This is a genomic window from Aeromonas sp. ASNIH4, from assembly GCF_002934425.1.
GTDB lineage: Bacteria > Pseudomonadota > Gammaproteobacteria > Enterobacterales > Aeromonadaceae > Aeromonas > Aeromonas hydrophila.
In genome coordinates, this window is record NZ_CP026217.1 from 153794 (window position 1) to 171380 (window position 17587).

At 64.5% G+C, this 17587-nt stretch carries 18 protein-coding genes; 5 read left to right on the forward strand and 13 right to left on the reverse strand.

All coding sequences use genetic code 11. The annotated features are described in order from the left end of the window. Positions 1–156 precede the first annotated feature (156 nt). The 6 genes from C2U40_RS00725 to C2U40_RS00750 are packed head-to-tail and all read right to left on the reverse strand — an operon-like array spanning position 157 to position 7227. A complete protein-coding gene (locus C2U40_RS00725; RefSeq protein WP_103827334.1) occupies positions 157–1563 on the reverse strand; it encodes a 2-succinylbenzoate--CoA ligase in 1407 nt (468 codons plus the stop codon). 10 nt (positions 1564–1573) lie between these two features. Next, entirely contained in the window at positions 1574–2503 is a 930-nt protein-coding gene (menC, locus tag C2U40_RS00730; protein ID WP_103827335.1) for an o-succinylbenzoate synthase, read from the reverse strand. Next, the gene (gene menB / locus C2U40_RS00735) at positions 2503–3363 is read right to left on the reverse strand and encodes a 1,4-dihydroxy-2-naphthoyl-CoA synthase (protein WP_039215084.1); all 861 of its coding nucleotides are present in this window, start codon (positions 3361–3363) and stop codon (positions 2503–2505) included. Before menB ends, menC begins: the two co-directional genes overlap by 1 nt. Beyond that, positions 3356–4126: a 2-succinyl-6-hydroxy-2,4-cyclohexadiene-1-carboxylate synthase gene (gene menH / locus C2U40_RS00740; protein WP_103827336.1), complete on the reverse strand. Its 771-nt coding sequence runs from the start codon at positions 4124–4126 to the stop codon at positions 3356–3358. Before menH ends, menB begins: the two co-directional genes overlap by 8 nt. Continuing rightward, complete coding sequence (menD, locus tag C2U40_RS00745; protein WP_103827337.1) at positions 4116–5846, reverse strand: 2-succinyl-5-enolpyruvyl-6-hydroxy-3-cyclohexene-1-carboxylic-acid synthase; 1731 nt, start codon at positions 5844–5846, stop codon at positions 4116–4118. Before menD ends, menH begins: the two co-directional genes overlap by 11 nt. A gap of 34 nt (positions 5847–5880) precedes the next feature. Next, a complete protein-coding gene (locus C2U40_RS00750) occupies positions 5881–7227 on the reverse strand; it encodes an isochorismate synthase (RefSeq protein ID WP_103827338.1) in 1347 nt (448 codons plus the stop codon). A 207-nt stretch (positions 7228–7434) separates the two neighbouring features. Here C2U40_RS00750 and C2U40_RS00755 point away from each other — a divergent pair, with 207 nt between their 5' ends. Then, positions 7435–8340 carry a 1,4-dihydroxy-2-naphthoate polyprenyltransferase gene (locus tag C2U40_RS00755; RefSeq protein WP_026080210.1) on the forward strand — a complete coding sequence of 302 codons (906 nt, stop codon included), beginning with the start codon at positions 7435–7437 and terminating at the stop codon, positions 8338–8340. 106 nt (positions 8341–8446) lie between these two features. Next, a complete protein-coding gene (locus C2U40_RS00760) occupies positions 8447–8662 on the forward strand; it encodes a DUF6500 family protein (RefSeq protein WP_016349305.1) in 216 nt (71 codons plus the stop codon). Between the two features lie 79 nt (positions 8663–8741). On the opposite strand, the gene C2U40_RS00765 is transcribed toward C2U40_RS00760, so the two are convergent. Then, positions 8742–10139, reverse strand: a complete 1398-nt coding sequence (locus tag C2U40_RS00765; RefSeq protein WP_103827339.1) for a PepSY-associated TM helix domain-containing protein — start codon at positions 10137–10139, stop codon at positions 8742–8744. 274 nt (positions 10140–10413) lie between these two features. Here C2U40_RS00765 and C2U40_RS00770 point away from each other — a divergent pair, with 274 nt between their 5' ends. Then, positions 10414–10809 carry a hypothetical protein gene (locus C2U40_RS00770; protein ID WP_024943653.1) on the forward strand — a complete coding sequence of 132 codons (396 nt, stop codon included), beginning with the start codon at positions 10414–10416 and terminating at the stop codon, positions 10807–10809. Positions 10810–10839: 30 nt separating this feature from the next. Here the strand turns inward: C2U40_RS00770 and C2U40_RS00775 are convergent, their stop codons facing one another. After that, positions 10840–11130 carry a YkgJ family cysteine cluster protein gene (locus C2U40_RS00775; protein WP_016349308.1) on the reverse strand — a complete coding sequence of 97 codons (291 nt, stop codon included), beginning with the start codon at positions 11128–11130 and terminating at the stop codon, positions 10840–10842. Positions 11131–11202: 72 nt separating this feature from the next. Continuing rightward, positions 11203–12579 (reverse strand): ATP-dependent RNA helicase DbpA, encoded by a 1377-nt coding sequence (gene dbpA, locus C2U40_RS00780; RefSeq protein ID WP_011704511.1) that lies wholly within the window; start codon positions 12577–12579, stop codon positions 11203–11205. A 564-nt stretch (positions 12580–13143) separates the two neighbouring features. Between dbpA and C2U40_RS00785 the strand changes: the two genes are divergently transcribed. Further along, complete coding sequence (locus C2U40_RS00785) at positions 13144–14349, forward strand: NupC/NupG family nucleoside CNT transporter (RefSeq protein ID WP_016349310.1); 1206 nt, start codon at positions 13144–13146, stop codon at positions 14347–14349. Positions 14350–14441: 92 nt separating this feature from the next. Here the strand turns inward: C2U40_RS00785 and C2U40_RS00790 are convergent, their stop codons facing one another. The 4 genes from C2U40_RS00790 to C2U40_RS00805 all read right to left on the reverse strand — a co-directional run bounded on the left by C2U40_RS00790 (position 14442) and on the right by C2U40_RS00805 (position 16480). Continuing rightward, positions 14442–14942: a metal-dependent hydrolase gene (locus C2U40_RS00790; protein ID WP_103827340.1), complete on the reverse strand. Its 501-nt coding sequence runs from the start codon at positions 14940–14942 to the stop codon at positions 14442–14444. Positions 14943–15033: 91 nt separating this feature from the next. Further along, positions 15034–15588 (reverse strand): cytochrome b/b6 domain-containing protein, encoded by a 555-nt coding sequence (locus C2U40_RS00795; RefSeq protein ID WP_103827341.1) that lies wholly within the window; start codon positions 15586–15588, stop codon positions 15034–15036. Between the two features lie 48 nt (positions 15589–15636). Then, the gene (locus C2U40_RS00800) at positions 15637–15906 is read right to left on the reverse strand and encodes a PepSY domain-containing protein (protein ID WP_103827342.1); all 270 of its coding nucleotides are present in this window, start codon (positions 15904–15906) and stop codon (positions 15637–15639) included. A gap of 121 nt (positions 15907–16027) precedes the next feature. Continuing rightward, positions 16028–16480: a YaiI/YqxD family protein gene (locus C2U40_RS00805; RefSeq protein WP_011704516.1), complete on the reverse strand. Its 453-nt coding sequence runs from the start codon at positions 16478–16480 to the stop codon at positions 16028–16030. Between the two features lie 105 nt (positions 16481–16585). Here C2U40_RS00805 and zntB point away from each other — a divergent pair, with 105 nt between their 5' ends. Further along, on the forward strand, positions 16586–17578 hold the full coding sequence (zntB, locus tag C2U40_RS00810) for a zinc transporter ZntB (RefSeq protein ID WP_029301878.1): 993 nt from the start codon (positions 16586–16588) through the stop codon (positions 17576–17578). Positions 17579–17587 lie beyond the last annotated feature (9 nt).

Consider the following 17587-nt stretch of genomic DNA (forward strand, 5'->3'; position numbering starts at 1 on the left):
AATTCAGTTCAAAAAACGTGCAAAAAAATAGCCATTTATGTAATCGTTCTCACTTACTTGGGCCTGTGAGGAAGATTTTGACACCGCCAGCATTTTCTTTCGAATAATGTGCGTATTTGGATGACTCCTGCATGCCAGGTCCTGTCGCAGGAGTGATTATTGCGCCTTAAGAATATTCTGATATTGCTTGCGCTGCGGCTTGAGGTGACCGCCCAGATCGGGCCAGGGGTGCCACTGGTCCGGCACCATGAAACCGGGCAGAACCTGCCGGATCCAGGCCGCCAGCTCGGCAGGGGACACAGATTCGCCATGCCAGTCGATGAAGGCGGCCGGGCGCTGCCCCCACTCATCGCTCGGTACCGGCACCACCAGCGCCTGCGCCACGGCGGGGTGATCCACCAGTCGCTGCTCTATTGTCTCGGGCTGGATATTCTCGCCCCCGGAGATGAAGAGGTTGTCGAGCCGCCCCTCCACCACCAGTTCGCCATCCGCGGTGAAATGCCCCTTGTCGCGGGTGTGGAACCAGCCTGCCTCATCGAGCAGCCGCTCCAGCTCGCCAGCGTTGAAATAGCCTGCAAACAGGGTGTCACCGCGTACGCAGATCTCCCCCTGCTGGATGCAGACCTCCCGTCCCGGCAGCGCCTTGCCTACCACGCCGGCGGTGGACGGCCGACCGGTGCAGACCTGGCTGCCCATCTCGGAGAGGCCGTAACTCACCTTGGGCACCAGCCCCATGGCGCTCAGTCGGTTCACCAGGGGCTGGGGAATGGCGGCGCCGCCGAGCAGCAGCTCGCGCAGCAGGGTTCTGGCGGGATCGAAGCCCTCCGCCAGCAGCCGCCAGAGCTGGGTCGGCACCAGGGACAGATGGGTGATGGGCTGCTGCTCGAGCCGCTCCCTGAGCGGGCGGCTGCGATCGTCCAGCACCAGGGCAGCACCCGCCAGAAAGACCCGGAACAGGATGGCGTAACCGCCGACATGAAACAGCGGCAGGGAGAGCAGCCAGCCGCACTCGGCGTCGAGCGGGATCACGGCGGCCGAGCCCCGCGCCGAGGCCAGATGATTGGCCAGCTGGTGTACCACGGCCTTGGGCGTACCGCTGGAACCCGAGGTGAGGATCATGTTGTTGAGCCGGGCAGGATCCAGCATGCAGTCGCCCTCGTCCACCACCAGCTCATGGGTGAAGTCGAGCCGCAGTGGCTGCCAGTTGCCGGCCGGGATCTCGCCTGCCGACCAGCAGGCCCTGACGGCGAGCAGGGCCGCCAGCTCCGCTTGCCGCGCCAAGGGAAAGGCAGGGTTGAGCGGACAGAAGACGATGCCGCTGCGCACACAGGCCCAGGCCAGCAACAGGTCGGGCAGGGCGCCGCGCACCACGGCGGCGAGGCGATCACCGGCCTGCAGGCCCGCCAGCGCCAGCTGCCGGCACAGGTCGTTGAGTCTGGCATCCAGCTGTTGGTAGCTGAGTGGGTCGGCGGTGTGAATGGCGATGCGGTCCGGGGCGGACCTCGCCCAGTGACGCACCGGGCAGGGTTGCAGAGGGTGGTGATGGTCAGATAGCGGTGGCATGCAGGCCCCTTCAATCACGGTGAAACAGGGGCTCCAGCAGGCTCAGGTCGGGTTTGCCGGTCGCGTCCAGCAGATCGGCGGCCAGCCAGCGTTTGGTATCTAGGCCGGGGGCCTGATCCGGCGCCCATTCGCCCGCCAGATGGAACAGCTGGTTCAGGCCGAGGCCGGATTCGAAGCAGGAGGAGACGATCACCTTGAGGCGCAGCTCGCGAGCGCGGGCGACCAGTGCCTCGCAGTGGGCCAGGGAGCCGAGCAGGGTGGGCTTGAGTACCAGGGCGCGCAGCTGGGGGATGGGCTCCCACGGCTTGCCTTGGGCCAGCAGCTCGTCGATGGCCACCGGCATGCCGGTACGATTGGCCACGAAGGCGATGTCGGCAAAGTCGGCGCAGGGGTCTTCCAGGTACTCGATCCGGTTTGGATCCAGATGGCCGCAGAAGGCCCAGGCCTCCTCGCGGGTCCAGCCCTGGTTGGCGTCCAGCACCAGCTTGAGGGTAGGGATGCGGTCGCACAGCAGGCGGATCAGCGCCAGCTCGTCGCGCATGGGGTAGCGGGCCACTTTCAGCTTGGCCTTGCTGGGGGTCTTGTGCAGCCAGTTCTTCCAATGCTTGAGCAGCTCCTGAGGGGAACCCTGGATAAGCGGATAAGGCTCCGGCAGCGGGGTGGTCTGGGCAGGCCAGCAGCGGCGGGCGCAGTCCAGCCCGAATTGCACCGAAGGGAGCTGCGGGGCGATCTCCTGCCCCGCCGCCAGCCGCTCCAGACAGGCGATGGCTTCGGCTTGTGCCTCGGCCAGGCTCTCGCGGGAGAAGCCGGGCAGGGGGGCGATTTCCCCCCAGCCGTCGTCAACGCGAACCAGCAGGCCCTCTCGCGCCACCTCCACCTTGCCGTGAAAGGTCAGGGGCTGGGTAAAAGGCAGTTGGTAGCGATAGAGAGCTAGTGTCATCAGGGATTCCGCTTGTATTTGGAGAAGTCGGGACGGCGTTTCTCGTTGAACGCGTTGCGCCCTTCCTGACCCTCTTCGGTCATGTAGAACAGCATGGTGGCATTCCCCGCCAGCTCCTGCAAGCCGGCCTGGCCGTCGCAGTCGGCGTTGAGAGCGGCCTTCAGGCAGCGCAGCGCCATCGGGCTGTTCTGCAGCATCTCGCGGCACCAGCGCACGGTTTCACGCTCCAGCTCCGCCAGCGGCACGACGGTGTTGACCAGCCCCATGTCGAGGGCTTGCTTGGCATCGTACATGCGGCACAGGAACCAGATCTCGCGGGCCTTCTTCTGGCCGACGATGCGGGCCATGTAGGAGGCACCCCAGCCGCCGTCGAAGGAGCCCACTTTCGGACCGGTCTGGCCGAACTGAGCGTTGTCGGCGGCGATGGTCAGATCGCACATCATGTGCAGCACGTGGCCGCCACCGACCGCGTAGCCGGCCACCATGGCAACCACCGGTTTCGGGCAGGTGCGGATGTCGCGCTGGAAGTCGAGCACGTTGAGGTGATGGGTCCCCTCGTCATCGCGATAGCCACCGTAGTCGCCACGGATCTTCTGGTCACCGCCGGCGCAGAAGGCCTTCTCGCCAAAGCCGGTCAGGATGATGGTGCCGACCTGATCGTCGTAGCGGGCATCGGCCAGCGCCTGCAGCATCTCTTTGACGGTGCGGGGGCGGAAGGCGTTGCGTACCTGGGGGCGGTTGATGGTGATCTTGGCAATGCCATCGTCGGACTTGTGATAGAGGATATCCTCGTAACCGGCGGAGCAATCACGCCACTCGACGGGGGCATAGAGTTCCGCTTCAGTCATTGCTTCAATCATGACGCTTCTCTTCTTGTTGTTGGTTGACCCACTCCGCGAGGAGCCGGGCAAAAGTCTCAGGCTGGTGGGCATGCAGATTGTGGCCGCCATCCAGCTCCAAGTGGTTGATTTTGCGATGCTGACTCGCCATGAGGCAAGCCAGCTGATGGAATTTGTGATCCCGCTTGCCGCTCACGTAGGTGACCGGCAGCGCACCTTGCGCCAGCCAGTCGCCGAGATCCGGCTGCTGGCCCAGGGAGGTGGCGCGCAGCATGGCGGCCACGGCCTTGCCGTCGTTGCCAAGGCGGCGGGCTATCTGGCGGGCGCGGGCATCCTCGCCCAGATCGGCGAACACCCCCTGCCGATACCAGTCGGCCAATACGGCCGCCAGGGGCTCCTGCTCGAAGCGCCGGGCCCAGCCCTCATCGTGGGCGAGGCGGGCGGGCCGCTCTGCCGGTGGCAGGCCGGGATGGCAGTTCTCCAGCAGCAGGGCCTGCAGCCCAACCGGCGACTGGCTGGCGTGATAGAGGGCGAGTCGCCCCCCCAGCGAATAGCCCGCCAGTTGGTAGCGATCGATGTCGCGCGCGGCCAGCTCGTCGCACAGCCAGCGATGGGCCTGCTCGAACCCCGCTACCCGCACTGCCTGGTTGCTGCCGTGGCCCGGCAGATCCAGCGCCAGGCTGGGGAGGTCGGCCAGGGCCGCCTGCACGGGTTGCCAGTCGTTGGCATCGCCGAGCAGGCCGTGCAGCAGTACCAGCGTCGGCTGGTCGGCACTAGTTGCCACGGATCGCGCTTCCCAGTGCCTTCAGATCCTCGGCGACTTCGCTGCTGGGGACCTTGATTTCAATCAGCGTTACCCCCTTTTCCAGCGCGGCGGCGTAATCCCGTTCAAAGTCGGCGAGGGTGGCCGGCGCCCGGTAGTGGAGGCCGAACATGGCTGCGGCGTGCTCGAAGTGCAGGCCGTGGGGCAGGCAGTAGTAGGTCTCCAGCAGCGCGTCCTGGGTCGGCACCGGCAGCATGCGAAAGATGCTGCCGCCGTCGTTGTTGAGCAGGATCACCACCAGCGGCCGACTCGATTTGCCAAGCAGCGCCAGGCTGTTGAGATCGTGCAGGGCGCTGAGATCGCCGAGCAGCAGGGTGGTGGGCTCATTGCTGCCTGGCTGGACCGATTGCGCGAAGCCGTAGGCAGTGGCGATGAGGCCGTCGATGCCGGAGGCGCCGCGGTTGGTCATCACCCGGCTGGGGCCCTTGCCCGCCTCGCCGAGCATGTCCATCAGCCGGGCCGGCATGCTGTTGCCGACAAACAGCTGGCCCCTGATCAGCTGGTTCAGGCGGTGGCACACCCCGAGCTCGGAGAAACGCTCGCAGGCGCTGCGCACCTGCAGGCTCACGGCCTGCTGGCGCTCCGCCAGCCGGTGCCAGGGCAGGTGCGGGTGCGCCACCGGATGGGCGGCGGCAAAGGCGGCGGGTTCGCACAGCAGGCGCCGGCGCAGCCGGTAGTCCGGGTCGAGCCGGGCTGGCTGCGGGTCGATGAGCCAGTATGCCTGCCAGGGCTGCTGCTTGATGAACTGGCCGAGCCGCTTGGAGATGAGGCGGGCGCCAAATTGCAGCAGCACCTCGGCCCGGGCCAGCTCGGCCAAAAAGCCGCTGTGTTGCAGGGCGAGATCGGCGTGCACCAGGTTGCGGCCATCAAAGCGCAGCTGGCTCTGCAGGTCAGCCAGCAGAGGCCAGCCAAGCCGCTCGGCCAGGGCGGCGACCGCCTTGGCCTGGACGGGATCCTGAATGCGGCCGGCGACGATGAGGCCGCGCTTGCCCTGCAGCTCGTCCCAGTCTGGCTGACACGGGCAGGGGGCCTGCGCCAGTTGCCAGGGGCTCCAGGGCTCGGACGAGCTGAGCCAGTCGCCGAGGGGGGCGAGGTAGGCGGAGAAGTCCAGATAGGCGTCGCCCGGATAGAGGGGTTCGGGGTACATGCAGTTGAAGTGCACCGGCCCCGGTGTGCGCGCCTGCTGGGCCAGCGCCTGATCCACCGAGCTCAGCACGAAGGCGGCCGGGATGGTGGCGGTGGGGCTCGGCAGGTTCTGCTGATAGACGGGGTAGCAGCCGAAGATCCCCTGCTGATCGATGGCCTGGTTGGCGCCGTTATCGATGAGTTCTGGCGGCCTGTCTGCAGAGAGAATGATGAGCGGCACGCCGGTGAGCTGGGCCTCGGCCACCGCCGGCCAGAGGTTGGCCACCGCAGTGCCCGAGGTCATGATCACCGCCACCGGGCGGCCGCTGCCCTTGGCCAGCCCCAGCGCCATGAAGCCGAGGCCGCGCTCGTCAAAGTGCAGATGGCGGCGAAAGCCGGGGTGGGCGGCGGCTGCCATGGTGAGCGGCGCCGAGCGCGAACCGGAGGCCAGCGCGATGTCGCGCACGCCGAGGCGAAAGAGCTCCTCCAGCAAGAGGGAAGACCAGACGTGGTTGAAGGTGGCATGGTGGCTGGCAAACTCTTGGCGCGCGGACATGAGGCTCTCGCAGTGAGGAAACGGTGAGAAAACGCTATCCCAGCAGGGAGAGCACGTTGGCGATCTTGTTGTCGAGTTCGGCCCACTCGGCGGCAGGCTCGGAACCCGCGACGATACCGGCGCCGGCAAACAGGGTGATGGCCTGCGCCGTGATGCGTGCGCTGCGGATGGCGACCGAGAACTCCGAGGTCTCCCGGCTCAGCATGCCGCAGGCGCCGGCATACCAGCCGCGATCATAGGGCTCGCGCTCGCGGATGAAGGCCAGCGCCGCCTCGCGCGGGGCACCGCCCACCGCAGGGGTGGGGTGCAGCGCCTCCAGCAGTTGCCAGTCGCAGACGCCGGGCTTGAGCTCGGCCTCGATGTCGCACTTGAGGTGCTGCAGCAGCCGCAGTTTGAGAATGCGCGGCTCGGTCAGGGTGGCATCTGTGGTGAGCGGCGCCAGCCGGCTGAGGATATCGGCGTGCACCAGCCGGTTTTCCAGCCGGTTCTTGCTGTCGGCCAGCAGCTCGGCGGCCAGCGCCGCGTCGGTCGCCTCGTCGCCGGAGCGGCGGATGGTGCCCGCCAGCGCCTCGGTGAAGAGGTGCTGCTGTTCGCGGCGGTAGAGTCGCTCGGGGGAGCAGGCGATGAAGCTCTGCTCGGGCGAAAACTGGAAGCCGAAGTGAAAGCAGTCCTGACCGTGCTGTGCCCAGCTGGCCAGCAGCGACCAGGGGGCGACGGCCTGCGGGTCGGCCGCGTGCGTCGCACCGTCATGGGTAAGCCGGCTCTGGCGCGACAGCACCACCTTGGGGGTGTGGGCCTGGAAGTCGGGGGCGGTGACCTGCTCGACCAGGGTCTGCCACTGTGGCTGGCTCGGGCAATCTTCCCGCTGCCATGAATGACGGGTCAGCGGCGGCAGAGGCGCCTCCGGCCGAAGGGCGTCGAGGGCGGCGGCGGCGGCCTGCAGTTCGGCCTCGAAGGCGTCGCTGCCGGTCTGCTCCGGCAACCAGAGGTTGAGGCAGAGGGTGACGCACTCGCCACGACGCACCAGTTCGATGCGGGGCAGTACGAAGCGGCAGGGGCCGAACCCCTGCCAGCCGGGCTGGGTGGGGTCGAACGCCAGCCCGCCATAGTAGCGGGGGCTGTCGTCATGGGGCTGGCTGGTCTGTTCGCAGACCTGGCGGATCGCCTGGGGCTCGGTCAGCTCGCGCAGGCAGCCCAGCGCCACGTATTCGGGACGGTCGTGTCCTCTGGCATGCCAATAGATACGGGGATAGAGGGTCTGCGCCGCGAGCCAGCCCAGAAAGGAGCTGACCTCGATTGCCACGCGCAGCCGCACGAAGCCGCTGGCATTGCCGTGACGCAGGGCGTCCAGTTGTTGCTTGATATGGGTCTGAGCCAACATGGATTTCGTCTATGAGCCGATAGTGACGGTCCATCCTGCAGAAGGATGCCGTTGGTTTATGCCAAAGGAGCGATTATTCCTATATATTATCTGCCCATTCGTCCATGTAAATCGCCCGGGGAGCTACCTCCCGAGGGGCCAAGTATACCGAAATCCGGTTCGATAACCCTTAACACGATCAATATCTGATTGTTTGGCCATCACAATATGACAAATACCTTATCTATTTGGTTGCTGGCGGCGCGTTTGCGAACGTTGCCGCTGGCGTGCTCCTCCATTTTGCTGGGTTCCGGGCTGGCGGCCAGCCGCGGCGCCTTCGACGGTACCATCATGGCGCTCTCCCTGCTGACCGCCATTCTGCTGCAGATCCTCTCCAATCTGGCCAACGATTATGGGGATGCGGTATCCGGGGCGGACAATGGCGAACGGATCGGCCCCCAGCGCGCCGTGGTCTCCGGCCTCATCACCCGCCGGCAGATGTGCGTGGCCATGGCGCTGACCGCGCTGGCCGCAGTAGTCAGCGGCCTCGCCCTGCTGGGCTGCGCTTTTGGCGATCAGTGGCTGCAGATCCTCACCTTCGTGCTGCTCGGCGGCGCCGCCATCGTCGCCGCCATCACCTACACGGTGGGCAAGACTCCTTACGGCTATCGCGGCTTCGGCGACATCTCGGTGTTCCTGTTCTTCGGCCTGCTGGGGGTGCTTGGCTCCTACTACCTGTTCACCAAGACCCTGCAGTGGGATCTGCTGCTGCCGGCCACCGCCTGCGGCCTGCTGGCCACCGCGGTGCTCAACATCAACAACGTGCGCGACATCGAGACCGACGCGGTCAGCGGCAAGATCACCCTGGCGGTGCGGCTCGGTCGCAACCGGGCCATCGCCTACCACTGGGTTCTGCTGGGGGCTGCATTGCTGACCACCATCGCCTTCCTGCTGACCCAGCCCGCCAGTTTCTGGCCCTGGATCTTCCTGCCCGCCATGAAGCCACTCACCGATGCCGCCAAGACCCTGCGCCAGAGTTTTGATGGCGAGGTGCTGACCGGCGCGCTCAAGAAGACCGCCATCAGCGCCTTCCTGTTCAGCCTGCTGCTCTCCATCGGGCTGGCGCTCTCCTGACTGGGTGTCATGTGATCGGCTAGGCAGAAGGGCTCCCGGACGGGGGCCCTTTTTGTTGGTTGGGGTATGCTGGCCGGCCAATCACTCATCAGGCCGGAACGCCGCCATGCGCGACTCGCTCAAACAGAAAATCATCCAGGTGTGCCATCAGAAAATCGCGCAGAAGGGGGAGGCGGTCGGCGTCTCCTTCTATGCGTTTTTTGCCAACCGCAACGATGACCCCGAGTTGCTGATGGAGGCGGCGACCTGGTGGATCCAGACCCAGCGCCTCGATCACTTCGAGAAGGCGAGGAAGATCCTCCAGCTGGTGGAGCAAGCGTAAAGGTGCACTGAAACCAGGAGGGCTCCCGTGTGGGAGCCCTCCTTGAGTGGCAGCTTGGTGCGGCGCACGGCGCCGGCGACTAGCTGACCCGTGCCAGCCGGGGCGCCCGACGGCGGGCGAAGAGCAGGCTGTCCAGCAGCCAGATCACCAGCATGGAGCCGCCCACCAGCGGGAAGCAGATACCGAGCAGGATCAGCAGGGCAATGGCGCCGCGCATGGGGGGCAGGTTGGGCGGCAAGGGCGGTGCGGCGAGGCGACCACTGGGGCGGCGGCTCCACCAGATCCAGAGCCCGCTCACCGAGCTCAGCAACACCAGCAGGCAGATGAGCAGCATGGCCAGCTGGTGCGGCCAGCCGTAGAGCTTGCCCATGTGCAGCATGACGCCGGTTTCCACCGTCTTGGCGACCGGGCCGTAGTCTTGCCAGCGCACGTCGGCCAGCACCTTGCCGCTGTATTGATCGATGTGCAGGGTAGCGTCGTTGCGCGGATCATCGGCCGAGATGGCTATGGTGTAGACGCCGCTCGCCCCGGCCGGTGGCGTGATGCTGTAGCCCGGCGTGACCTGGCGTGCAGTGGCGATCTCCACCACCTGTTGCAGCGGGATGCGGTGCTCCGCCATCACCATGCCGTCGTGCTCGCCGCCATGCCCCATGGCGCTGTGGTCGTGGGCCTTGGGCTCGGCCGAGCTGGGGATGGGGGTGTTCTCGACCGCCCAGGGGACTGTCTGTTGATGGGCATGGTTGAGGCTGCGCGCCAGGGGGGCCGACTTGGGCACCTCGTTCCACATGGCGGCCGGGAAGCGGTTCCAGACGGCGGCAAACTGATCGCCCCAGAAACCGGTCCAGGTCATGCCGCTCAAGAGCAGCAGCAGCAGGAAACCGGCCCCCCAGAAACCGACCACGGCGTGCAGATCGCGCCACCAGAGCCGCCCGCGCTGGCTCCAGCGTGGCCACAGGATGCCGCCGACTCCTGGCCCCTTGCGTGGCCACCAGAGATAGAGCCCGCTGATGAGCAGCACGATTCCCCAGCCGGCGGCCAGCTCGATCAGCCGATCCCCTATGGTGCCGAGCAGCAGATCGGCGTGCAGGGCGCGCGCCACCGCCTGCAGATTCCACTTGTTGTCCAGGGTGCCGAGCAGGGCGCCGCTGGCGGGATCGAGGAACAGGATCAGCTCGTTGCCGCCCTGGCGGACGATGAACTGGGCGCTGGCCTCCGGGCTGACCGGTGGCAGGTACTTGCTCAGGCTGGCATCCGGCATGGCCACTATCGCCTTGACCAGCAGCTGATCGGCGCTGAGCGGCTGGCTGACGGGGGCGACCTTCATCAGCTCGGGGTACATCAGGTTGTCGAGCTGGGGCTTGAACAGATAGACGATCCCGGTCAGCGAGAGCAGGATCAGGAAGGGGGTGACGAAGAGACCCGCATAGAAGTGCCAGCGCCAGATGCGCTGATAGTGGTTCGCGTCCCGATTTTTCATCTCTGTTCCTTGCGCCGTGAGTTAACGTTTCAGTTGGTGGAATGTTGGTGGCGGCGCGGATGATAGCAGCAACGTTTTGTTAACTGCAACAGAACATGGCGGCTGGCCGATGTGGCGGGCAAGGGCGTGCTGAGCAGGCCGCCAGTGGGTCAACCGGTGACGCAATCCCTCCAGGTTCGCGCCTGGCAGAATGGACTTTTTGCAGAGAAATCCTTACCTTGTTGCAACATAAAAGGGTGCTTGCGCGACGAAGAATCCAGGGAAGGAGGCAGACGTGAAGTTGCAACCACACGGCCATTTCGAGATGCAGCGACGCGGTCAGGTGCTGATCTGCCGCCCGAGCGGCCCCTTCAATCTGGCGGGGGCCATGGCCTATGAGGCCCAGTTCAGCCAGCAGATCGCCAGCCTGCGCGACGCGCCCTGGGGCATTGTCGAAGTGGCGACCGAGTTCGAGGCAGCGGGCCCCGAGGTGCTGGCCCGCTTTCGCCGCCAGTTCGGCTGGTGCGCCAGCAACGGCTGCGCCTTTCTGGCGGTGGTGCTGGCGGGCAGCTTCAAGCAGTATCTGGCGGATCAGGTGTTCAGCGGTTTGCCGTTTCAGGGCGTCCGCTACTTCGAGCAGACCGACGAGGCGCTGCAGTGGCTGGAACGGCAACTGGCCGGGCTGGTTTGACGGCACTGCAGGCTGATCATTACCCGCAGCTCAATTGAGCTTGATAAACCACTTGTCCCGCTCGTCGACGCAGTCGGGCTCGCCCATTTCAAATTCACGGCATATCAAGGGACGGACTTCGTAGATGCGGCACATCATGGTGTTGCGATCGAGCGCTGCGCACCAGCCATCTTCCAGCCGGTGCATCACCGGCACTTCACCTTCTCGCTCTTCCACATAGCGATCCGGTACGCCGGTATCGGTAAACAGCATCACCTCGAGGCGGCAGCAGCAAGCTTCGCAGTTCTGGCAGCTCACTTCGGGTCGGGTTGTCTGGGTCATTGCATCTGCCTTGTTCTCATGGGCACGGATAAATATGAAACAGGCGCCGAACCGGCGCCTGTATCGTGAACCTTAGCCCAGCTTGCGAGCGCGGTAGCTGCGCCCCTTGATCTTGCCTTCCTGCAGCCGCTTGAGGGCGGCGCTCGCCACCTGGCGCTTCACCGCCACGTAGGAGTACTGCTCGGAAATCTGGATCTTGCCCACATCGGCCCCGGCAATGCCGCCTTCGCCAGTCAGAGCGCCGAGGATGTCACCGGCACGCACCTTGCTCTTGCGGCCCGCATCGATGGAGAGGGTCACCATCTGCGGCGCGATCGGCTTGATGTCGCGGCCGATCCCGGCCAGGTCGCCCTGGGGAATGGGGGCCTGCTGGTACTCCTCGATGAAGTTGACGCGCTGGGCCTCGTTCGGCTGGTAGAGGCTCAGGGCCAGACCCTGCTGGCCGGCGCGGCCGGTACGACCGATGCGGTGCACGTGCACCTCGGGGTCGTAGGTCAGCTCGTAGTTGATGACGGCGCCCAGCTCCTTGATGTCGAGGCCGCGGGCGGCCACGTCGGTGGCCACCAGGATGGTGGCGCTGCCGTTGGCGAAACGAACCAGTACCTGATCCCGCTCGCGCTGCTCCAGGTCGCCGTTCAGCGCCAGCGCCGAGAAGCCCTTGGCGGCCAGGTGATCGGCCACGTCGTTGCAGGCGCGCTTGGTGTTGCAGAACACCACGCAGGAGCTCGGCTGGTAGTGGCTGAGCAACCAGCCGAGGGCGTCGAGGCGCTGACCGGCCGGCACTTCATACAGCTTCTGCTCGATGGCGCTGTCTTCGTGCAGGGACTCCACGCTCACCTCGACCGGGTTGCGCTGCACACCGCGGCTCATCTGGGCGATCCCCTCCGGATAGGTGGCGGAGAACAGCAGGGTCTGGCGGTCGCGCGGGGCGTGGCTGATGACCCGGTTGATGTCTTCGCCAAAGCCCATGTCCAGCATGCGATCCGCTTCGTCCAGCACCAGCGTCTTGAGGCCGTCCAGCTCGAGGGTGCCCTGCTCCAGGTGCTTGAGGATCCGGCCCGGGGTGCCGACGGCGATGTGGGCGCCAAAGCTCAGGGTGGCGGATTGCGGTGCGGTCGGGGTGCCGCCGCACAGGGTGACCAGCTTGACGTTGGGCAGGGTGCGGGCAAGACGGCGGATCTCGGTGGCAACCTGATCGGCCAGCTCGCGGGTCGGACAGAGCACCAGCGCCTGCACCTCGAGCCGATTGACATCGAGGTTGGCAAGCAAGCCGAGGCCGAAGGCCGCGGTCTTGCCGCTACCGGTTTTTGCCTTGGCGATCAGGTCTTTGCCATCGAGTACCAGGGGCAGACTCTGGGCCTGGATCGGGGTCATCTGCAGATAACCCAGGCTGGCGAGGTTGTCCTGCAGGGCGGGGGAGAGGTTCAGGCTGCTAAATTCGTTGTTCACAAAAAGACTCTATATCGGAGAAAACGGGCTGCGCCGTGCGCAAGGGCGCGCATTGTATCAGAAAGCGCTGCCGGGTGTGGCGGATTTTTGAACGACTGGACGGCGACGATGACGGGGCCGCCGCCGGGGAAAAACGGTGGCGGCATGTTGTCCGGCTCGTCTGAAAATACCCCACTGCCTTTCGGGAATTAGCTGAAAGAAGCCGGGTCATTCATCGCAAATAAGATAAACGTTTGTCATTTTGATTTGATTAAATAAATTCGCAGTAAATTTAACCTCACCGCTATGACGCCATTCGCCAGGTTTTAAATAAATGTGAGAAAGCTGTGAAAATAACCCATTCAGACTGAATGGCTTATTTTTAACTATATGTTTTTTAATGATTTTTATGTTTATTGAACAATGATTAGATGCTTGCGTGAGCGTTTAATTAATTTAAAAACGTTTGTATTATCCAACATGCATATTTTTACCGCAGATTGTGATGGCTATCTGATTTTTAAATATGCAAATGTCTATGATGGCGCCGGTCAAAAAATTACAAATTACTCAGGTGCTACTGGTATGGAATACGTTCACTTTGTGCTCGGACTCGTGATGGTCCTCGCTCTTGCTTTGCTGGCCAACCGCCACAACTGGAAACAGATCAAACTGCGTTATATCGGCCAACTGCTGGTGGTCGAACTGGCGCTGGCCTGGTTCATGCTGAACTCCGAAGTGGGTCTGGCGGTGGTGGGTGGCTTCGCGGCCGGCTTCACCAAGTTGATGGAGTTTGCCAAACAGGGTACCGACTTCGTGTTCGGCGGCCTGGTCAATGAAGGGGCCTTCTCCTTCTTCCTGATGGTACTGATGCCCATCGTCTTCATCTCCGTGCTGATCGGTATCCTGCAGTACATCCGTCTGCTGCCGCTGGTGATCCGCGGCATCGGTACCGTGCTGGCCAAGATCAACGGCATGGGCAAGCTGGAGTCCTTCAACGCCATCAGCTCCATGATCGTCGGCCAGTCCGAGAACTTCATCGCGCTCAAGAACATCCTGCCGCACCTGAACGAGAAGCAGATGTACACCCTGGCCGCCACTGCCATGTCCACCGTCTCCATGTCCATCGTCGGTGCCTACATGCAGCTGATCGAGCCGCGCTACGTGGTGGCCGCGCTGGTGCTCAACATGTTCAGCACCTTCATCGTGCTGTCGCTGATCAACCCCTACGAGCCGGACAATACCGTGACCGACGCCAAGGCGCTGGCCGAAGGTGACGAGCACCACAGCCCGAAGAAAGAGAACTTCTTCGAGATGCTGGGCGAGTACATCATGGCCGGTTTCACCGTGGCGGTCATCGTGGGTGCCATGTTGGTCGGCTTCATCGCCCTGATTGCCCTCATCAACTACCTGTTCGAGATGGCATTCGGCGTCAACTTCCAGTTCGTCATGGGCTACCTCTTCTACCCGATCGCCTGGATCCTGGGCATCCCGAGTGGTGAAGCGCTGCAAGCCGGCTCCATCATGGCGACCAAGCTGGTGACCAACGAGTTCGTGGCCATGATGGATCTGGGCAAGATCGCGGCCCAGCTCTCTCCGCGCACCATCGGCATCCTCTCCATCTTCATGGTGTCGTTCGCCAACTTCAGCTCCATCGGCATCATCGCCGGTGCGGTGAAGGCGCTGAACGAAGAGAAGGGCAACATGGTCTCCCGCTTCGGTCTGAAGCTGGTGTACGGCTCCACCCTGGTGAGCCTGCTCTCCGCCGTGATTGCCGGTGTGATGCTGTAATACCGCCACCCGCTCTCACCATGACAAACCCCTGCCTCGGCAGGGGTTTGTTTTTTGGGGCGACAGCAGGCGCTAGCTGGCCTGACGGACCGCTAGCCTGGCCAGTGGGCCCAGTAACCGGCGGCCAGCAGGGTGAGGGTGCAAAAGCCGGTCTCGACGGCGCCGCCGCTTTTGAGCGGCCAGCCCGGCAGCCGGTAGCGGCGCTTGCTGGGCCACAGCAGCGGAATGCCGGCCGGGGTGAGCCAGTCTCCCAGCAGGTGGCTGAGGTAGCCGATGATGAGAGCATCCTTGACGCCGGTGGGCAGCATGGCGGGAGCCAGGCTCTGATCCAGTCCCCAGATGGCGGCGGCCACCGCCAGCAGGCTGTGGGTGAAACCGCGATGGCCGAACAGTCGTGACAAGGGTTTGGAGATCCAGGGCAGGCGTTGCCCCAGCACCGACTTGGGGTGGTCGAGGTCCGGCAGCAGGGCGCTGGCCAGTGCGGCAGGAATGGTGTGCCACAGGCTGGCGTCGGCCAGGGCCGGCGTCAGCTGGAGTTTGTGGGCGAGTAGGGTGCAGGTAACGGAGAAGAGCAGGTGCCCTTGGGCGGTCATGATGGCTACGACATGGGAAAATGGCGGCGCATCTTACCAGTGTCGCGGGCCATTGCAGCAAAAAACCGGGGCCCGAGGGGCAGCCCGGTCATTAACTGCGCGGATCTTCCACCTTGGCGTCGGCAGGCACCCGTTTTTTGCCCAGCACCATGGCGCGCACCAGGTCGCTGCGGGTGAGGCGATCGGTCAGGATCACCACGGCCGCATGGACGCCGACGGCGGCCATCAGGGTGTTGGCAATGATGCCGTGCAGCTCTTCCAGCCAGTCTTCGCCCCAGAAGGCATCCCAGGTGGTGAGCCAGCCGGTGACCACGGTGCCGACCAGCGACAGCAGCAGCAGCCAGATCATCAGGGCGCCGACCGGGTTGTGGCCGAGGTAGTAGGGGTGACGCCTCTGGGCCAGCTGACGCAGGTAGTAGCGTACCCGGGCCGGGGTCGGCCACCACTGGCCAAAGCGGGCGTAATGGGGTCCAACCAGCCCCCACAGCAGGCGGATGATCAGCAGGATGCCCACTGTGTAGCCGGCATATTTGTGGGGCTTGCTGCCCTCTTCCAGCACGAAGAAGTTGAGCAGGCAGAGGGTGACGGTGGCCCAGTGAAACACCCGGATGAGGGGATCCCAGACTTTCACTTCAGAGGTTGTCATGGCGTGGCTCCATAGAAAGGGCCGGCAGGAGACCGGCCCATGGCCGGATTATTCGTCGATCTCTTCTTTCACTTTCTTCAGATCGGTCGGGTCGAAGTAGATCTCGACCTTGCGCTTCTCCTTGTCCCAACCGTAAATCTCGTAGCAGTTGGTCTTGGTGACCTTGAACTTCTTGATGTCGTAGCCCATCGCCTTGATCTGCTGCTGGGCGTCGGCTTCGCTCATCCACTTGCTCTTGTCGGCCTGGGTACATTGGGGATCGGCCAGGGCTGTGCCGCTCAACAGGGGGATCAGTAACAACAGGGGGGTCAGTTTCATTGCTTGCTCCTTGCGGGTGGTTGGGTCAACAGCCACAAGGTTAGTTCACCTGCCTTAAGAAAGAATTAAGCGCAAAGGGAAATGAATGGGTCTCCCCGGCGGCCGGCCGGGGAGGGGGCAATCAACTCAGCTTGCCCCGGATGAGCCACTTGTCGAGGGCGTTGGCGAAGCGCTGCTTGTCGGCCGCGTTGAGGGGGGCCGGTCCGCCGGTCTGCACCCCGGCCGAGCGCAGCTCCTCCATGAAGTTGCGCATGCCGAGCCGCGCCTTGATGGTCTCACGGGTGTAGATCTCGCCGCGGGGATTGAGCGCCTCGCCGCCGGCATCGATCACCCAGGAGGCGAGCGGGATGTCGCCGGTGATCACCAGATCGCCGGGTTTGACCTGCTGGGCGATGACATGATCTGCCACATCGAAGCCCTTCTCCACCTGCTGGGTCTTGATGAAGGGGGAGGGGGGCACCCGCAGCCCCTGATTGGCCACCAGCGTGGTGACGACCTGGGCACGGTGGGCGGCGCGGTAAAGGATCTCCTTGACCGGAATGGGGCAGGCATCGGCATCAACCCAGATGGGCATGGCAGGGCTTCCTGTGTCTGAAACGAGTGGCGCATCTTAACACGGCCGGCGCGGGGCGGCTGCCCCGGGGCTGAGTCGGGCCCGGCTTTGGTGTAAGCTGGGCCGATGAACATGAGCGAAAAGGACGAGCAGATGGATCGGGTGCCCAGTGACGTAATTTATGGCCTGACCCTGGATGGCAGGGGTGGCATGCAGCCACTGGTGGCGGGCAGCGAGATACCGGCGCAGCAGCCGGGCTGGCTGCATCTGGACTACGGCAATCCGGAGGCGGCGCGCTGGCTGCTGCAGACCCCGTTGCTCAATGATGCGGCGCGCGAGTCGCTGCTCGGTCAGAGCAATCGCCCCAAGCTGGTCCGGATGGGGGAGACGGTGCTGCTGATCCTGCGCGGCATCAACCACAACAAGGATCACAGGCCGGAAGAGATGGTGGCGCTGCGCATCTACATCACCCCGGATCTCATCATCAGCAGCCGGCGCCGGCCGCTGCTGTCGGAACAGGATGTGTTCAACCAGCTCAAGCTGGGGGGCGGCGCCGATACCCCGGCCGACTGGCTGGTGGAGATCTGCGACGCCCTGACCGACCGGGCCGGGGAGTTCGTCGAGGAGCTGCACGATCAGATCCTGGATCTGGAGGAGATGGTGCTGATGCGCGACCTGCCCGCCAACGGCAGGCTGGCGCTGATCCGCAAGCAGCTCATCATGATCCGCCGCTACCTCTCGCCGCAGCGGGATCTGGTGGCGCGCCTCGCCAACGAGAAGATCAGCTGGCTGGATGAAGATGACCGGCGGCGTCTGCTGGACATCGCCGACCGGCTGCGGCGCTGGCTGGACGATCTGGATGCCGGGGTGGCGCGTACCGCCGTGCTGGCGGACGAGATCAACAACCTGATGGCGGAGGCGACCAACCGCCGTGCCTACCAGATGTCGGTGATGGCGCTGCTGTTCCTGCCCGCCAGCTTCCTGACCGGCCTGTTCGGCATCAACCTGGGGGGCATTCCCGGGGCCGAGAGCCCGACCGCCTTCTGGATCTTCTGCGGCTCCCTGGTGGCGCTGGCGACCGGGCTGGCGGTCTGGCTCAAGCATCGGCGCTGGTGGTAAGGAGCAGAC

Coding starts and splice junctions, on each gene's coding strand:
- C2U40_RS00775 (WP_016349308.1), bottom strand. CDS start 11,130: ATGACCCAGACAACCCGACCCGAAGTGAGCTGCCAGAACTGCGAAGCT.
- C2U40_RS00760 (WP_016349305.1), top strand. CDS start 8,447: ATGCGCGACTCGCTCAAACAGAAAATCATCCAGGTGTGCCATCAGAAA.
- C2U40_RS00785 (WP_016349310.1), top strand. CDS start 13,144: ATGGAATACGTTCACTTTGTGCTCGGACTCGTGATGGTCCTCGCTCTT.
- C2U40_RS00755 (WP_026080210.1), top strand. CDS start 7,435: ATGACAAATACCTTATCTATTTGGTTGCTGGCGGCGCGTTTGCGAACG.
- menC (WP_103827335.1), bottom strand. CDS start 2,503: ATGACACTAGCTCTCTATCGCTACCAACTGCCTTTTACCCAGCCCCTG.
- menD (WP_103827337.1), bottom strand. CDS start 5,846: ATGTCCGCGCGCCAAGAGTTTGCCAGCCACCATGCCACCTTCAACCAC.
- C2U40_RS00795 (WP_103827341.1), bottom strand. CDS start 15,588: ATGACAACCTCTGAAGTGAAAGTCTGGGATCCCCTCATCCGGGTGTTT.
- C2U40_RS00805 (WP_011704516.1), bottom strand. CDS start 16,480: ATGCCCATCTGGGTTGATGCCGATGCCTGCCCCATTCCGGTCAAGGAG.
- C2U40_RS00765 (WP_103827339.1), bottom strand. CDS start 10,139: ATGAAAAATCGGGACGCGAACCACTATCAGCGCATCTGGCGCTGGCAC.
- C2U40_RS00750 (WP_103827338.1), bottom strand. CDS start 7,227: ATGTTGGCTCAGACCCATATCAAGCAACAACTGGACGCCCTGCGTCAC.
- C2U40_RS00725 (WP_103827334.1), bottom strand. CDS start 1,563: ATGCCACCGCTATCTGACCATCACCACCCTCTGCAACCCTGCCCGGTG.
- zntB (WP_029301878.1), top strand. CDS start 16,586: ATGAACATGAGCGAAAAGGACGAGCAGATGGATCGGGTGCCCAGTGAC.
- menB (WP_039215084.1), bottom strand. CDS start 3,363: ATGATTGAAGCAATGACTGAAGCGGAACTCTATGCCCCCGTCGAGTGG.
- C2U40_RS00800 (WP_103827342.1), bottom strand. CDS start 15,906: ATGAAACTGACCCCCCTGTTGTTACTGATCCCCCTGTTGAGCGGCACA.
- C2U40_RS00790 (WP_103827340.1), bottom strand. CDS start 14,942: ATGACCGCCCAAGGGCACCTGCTCTTCTCCGTTACCTGCACCCTACTC.